Raw genomic sequence first — 4,115 nt, 5'->3', positions numbered from 1 at the left:
TCCACAAGGTCCTGGTACCTTGATTTCTGAGCAAACTGATTTAAGTGTACCTATCAAGGGTATTACCGATCTTAAGAATATTGCTCTTATCAATATTTCAGGTCCTGGTATGAAAGGTATGGTAGGTATGGCAGGCAGACTGTTTACTGCAGTTTCTCGTGCCGGTGTATCAATCACTCTTATTACCCAGTCATCATCAGAGTACTCAATTTCATTCTGTATTCCTCAGTCAGAACTTGCAAAAGCTAAGAGAGTAATCTCATCAGAGTTCAGATTAGAGTTTAAAGAAGGTCTTTTAAATCCAATCGAAGTTAAAGAAGGCTGCGCAATTATTTCTGTTGTTGGTGACGGAATGCGTATGGTTCGTGGTATCTCTGGTAAATTTTTCAGAGCTTTAGCTGAGGCTAATGTTAATATCAGAGCTATTGCTCAGGGCTCATCAGAGCGTTCTATTTCAGCTGTTATTTCTCAAAAGCGTGCAACTGAAGCTGTTGCTTTTGCTCATACAGCATTCTTCAACTCTCTTCAGAGAATTGATATTGTTCTAATCGGCTGCGGCGGTGTTGGCGGTGAGCTTTTAAATCAGATCAAGCGTCAGCGTGATCATTTAAGAGAAAAGAACGGTCTTGATGTAAGAGTTGTAGGTATCGGTAATTCTCGACACTTCATTAGTGATGCAAACTGTATCGATCTTGATAACTATAAGTCATTGCTTGATGTATCAGAGTCAGAGCCTTTAAATCCTGAGAGTGCAGAGCAGTTAATTAAGGATCTGCACTTAATCAATCCAATTTTAGTTGACTGCACATCATCTGAGGCTCTTGCACTCAAGTATGTTGATTACATGCAGGCAGGTTATCACATCGTAACTCCAAGCAAGAAGGCAAACACTAACTCCTATGAGTACTACAGGCAGTTAAGAGAAGCCTCAAAGAAACATCACAGAAAGTTCTTATATGAGGCAAATGTAGGTGCTGGTTTACCTGTTATCAATACACTGCAAAATCAGCTTGCTGCAGGTGACAGTTTAATTGAATTTGAGGGTATCCTGTCAGGTACACTTTCATATCTGTTCGGTCTTGTTGAAGATGGCAAGACTCTATCAGAGGCAACTTATGATGCATACTCAAAGGGCTTCACAGAGCCAAATCCAGCTGACGATTTAGATGGTATGGATGTAGCTCGTAAGCTTCTTATCCTTGCTCGTGAGTGTGGACTTGAGCTTGAACTTTCTGATATCGATGTTCAAGGTGCTGTACCAAAGCAGTTCTTACAGGGTGCTAATGCACAGGAAGTTCTCTTGAATATCAAGAATGCTGATGCTGACTTTACAAAGATGGTTAACGAGGCAAAGGCTGAAGGTAAGGTTCTTCGTTATGTAGGCTCAATTAAAAACGGAAAGTGTCAGTGTAAGGTTACACCTGTAAGTGCAGATAATGCACTTTATAAGGTTCGTGACGGTGAAAATGCTCTTGCTCTGACAACAGCATATTATCAGCCTATTCCTTTAGTTGTAAGAGGTTATGGTGCAGGTACTGCAGTTACTGCGGCAGGTGTTTTATCTGACATCTTACGTATTCAGAACTGGGCTCGTGAGGATTAGTTTCAAATGACAAAAATGTATAAGGCATATGCTCCAGCTTCAGCTGCAAATCTGTCTGTAGGTTTTGATCTTTTAGGCGCAGCACTAAAGCCTATTGACGGTTCTTTACTTGGCGATGAGATTATTATTTCTGAAAATGATGCAAAAGGCTGTGATGTTTCTGTTACAGGCCGTTTTGCTCATAAGCTACCAACTGATCCTAAGCAGAATATTGTTTATCAAGCATATCTTATGTATAAGGATGCTTTAGAAAAGGAAGGAAAAACAGCTCTTGACGTTCATATGGAGCTTTCAAAGAACCTTCCTGTATGCTCTGGTCTTGGATCATCAGCTGCATCCGTTGTTGCTGCAGTTGTTGCACTAGATGCTATTCATGACAATGCATTAGGCGAGAAAAAGATTGTAGAGCTTATGGGAGCACTTGAAGGCAGAATCTCAGGCTCTATTCATTATGATAATGTTGCTCCTTGCTACTATGGCGGACTTCAGCTCATAGTTGAAGAAAAGGGCATCATTTCTACAACTCTTCCTGATTTTGACAACTGGTACTGGGTATCATGTTTCCCAGGAATTAAGGTTTCAACAAGCGCAGCAAGACAGATCCTGCCTACATCTTATGACAGAAAAGATACCATTACATTCGGTCGTCATCTTGCTACTTTTGTTCATGCATGCCACACTGGTGATGATAAGCTTGCAGCTTCAGTTTTAACTGATGTTATTGCTGAGCCATACAGAGCATCTTTAATACCTGGTTTTTCTGAGGCAAGAGAATATGGTTTATCAATAGGTGCTCTTGCAACTGGTATTTCAGGTTCAGGCTCTTCAGTGTTCTCTATATTTGAAGATCTTGAAAAGGCAAATCTGATGAAGGATTATCTTGAGAAGAACTTCATCGCAAATGAAGACGGTTTTTGTCATGTCTGCAAAGTTGACAGACGTGGAGCTTATGCACAGGTAATTGATTAGGAAATAACAATGGAATTATTTAATCTAAAAGATCATAACGAGCAAGTTTCTTTTTCACAGGCTGTGCTCAAGGGGATTGGTAAAGATCAGGGCTTATTCTTCCCAGATCATATTACTCCTATGGATAACATCGATGAACTTATTGATATGCCACTTGTTGAGCGTTCACAGAAAGTTCTTCGTCATCTTATTGGAAATGATGAATTACCTGAGCTTGAGGCTATTGTTGCTGATGCATTCTCTTTTAAAGCACCAATCGTAAAGGCTGATGAGAATATCTATGCTTTAGAGCTTTTCCACGGACCAACCTTAGCATTCAAGGATTTTGGTGCTCGTTTCATGGCACGTGTTTTAGGTGCCATAAGACAGGATAATCACTTAACCATCTTAACTGCAACTTCAGGTGATACTGGTGCAGCAGTTGCAGCTGCTTTTTATGAGCAGAAGGGGATTGATGTAGTTATTCTATATCCAAAAGGCAAGATTTCTGAACTTCAAGAAAAACTTATAGCAACTTTAGGTAAGAATATCCGTGCTGTAACAGTTAATGGAATTTTTGATGAGTGTCAGGATCTTGTTAAGACTGCTTTTGACGATTTAGAGTTTAAAAAGACTGTAGGTTTAAATAGTGCAAATTCAATCAACATAAGCCGTCTTCTTGCACAGGTATGCTACTACTTTGAGGCTGTATCACAGCTTCCAAAAGAAAAGCGTGATTCTGTTGTATTCTCAGTTCCTTGCGGTAACTTTGGTAATATCACAGCAGGTTTAATTGCTAAATCCCTTGGCTTGAAGTGCCGTTTTGTTATCTCATGTAATGCAAATGACACTATTCCTCGTTATCTTACAACTGGTAACTATGAGCCACATAAGACTGTTGCAACCTTATCTAATGCGATGGATATCTCAAGACCAAATAACTGGCCAAGAGTTGAAGCTTTAGTTAAGATGCAGGGCTGGTCATTAAAGGATTTTGACTTTGGTTCAATGTCAGATGCTGATACTGAAAAGACTATGCAGGCTTTATACAAGAAGACAGGTTATGTTTTAGAGCCTCACGCTGCTATTGCTTATCAGTTATTATCAGACAACCTAAAAGATGGTGAAACTGGTATCTTCTTAGGTACTGCACATCCAGCTAAATTCAAGGCTGATGTTGATCGTATCCTTGGTATTGATGTTGCTCTTCCAAAGGCACTTCAGGACACTGTTGCTCTTGAGTCAAAGGCTCATAATATGGATTCAGATTACAATACATTAAAGGATTACATTTTGACAGAAGAAGGTTTAAAGTAATTCGTTTTAATCTAATTGGATAGACTTAAATATTAGGTTTTAAAAATCCACTGTTGGCGTTATTCCTTCAGTGGATTTTTGTATGAATGAAACAAAATTATTTGATTCTTAAATTGTTAGAGATAACAAAAGCTGAATTTAAACATCTTCTACATGAAGATTGCATGATGAATAGATCTTAACCCTCTTAATAAAGAGTTAAAAGCTCCATACATACCAAAAAGAGTTATAAGCACATATATATTCT

At 38.9% G+C, this 4,115-nt stretch carries 3 protein-coding genes; all 3 read left to right on the top strand.

The window, feature by feature from the left end:
* On the top strand, nt 1-1,603 hold a 1,603-nt coding region (thrA, locus tag ACJML3_RS03275; protein WP_406020586.1), incomplete at its 5' end, for a bifunctional aspartate kinase/homoserine dehydrogenase I.
* A 6-nt stretch (nt 1,604-1,609) separates the two neighbouring features.
* Entirely contained in the window at nt 1,610-2,572 is a 963-nt protein-coding gene (gene thrB, locus ACJML3_RS03270) for a homoserine kinase (protein ID WP_406020584.1), read from the top strand.
* A gap of 9 nt (nt 2,573-2,581) precedes the next feature.
* Nucleotides 2,582-3,868, top strand: coding sequence for a threonine synthase (gene thrC / locus ACJML3_RS03265; RefSeq protein WP_406020582.1), 1,287 nt, complete (start codon nt 2,582-2,584; stop codon nt 3,866-3,868).
* The last annotated feature ends 247 nt before the right edge of the window (nt 3,869-4,115 follow it).

The organism is Succinivibrio sp. (assembly GCF_045124615.1).
Classification (GTDB): Bacteria; Pseudomonadota; Gammaproteobacteria; order Enterobacterales; family Succinivibrionaceae; genus Succinivibrio; species Succinivibrio faecicola.
The sequence above is the reverse complement of the archived record's forward strand: the minus strand, read 5'-3'. Positions and strand labels throughout refer to the sequence as shown.

Coding starts and splice junctions, on each gene's coding strand:
- thrB (WP_406020584.1), top strand. CDS start 1,610: ATGACAAAAATGTATAAGGCATATGCTCCAGCTTCAGCTGCAAATCTG.
- thrC (WP_406020582.1), top strand. CDS start 2,582: ATGGAATTATTTAATCTAAAAGATCATAACGAGCAAGTTTCTTTTTCA.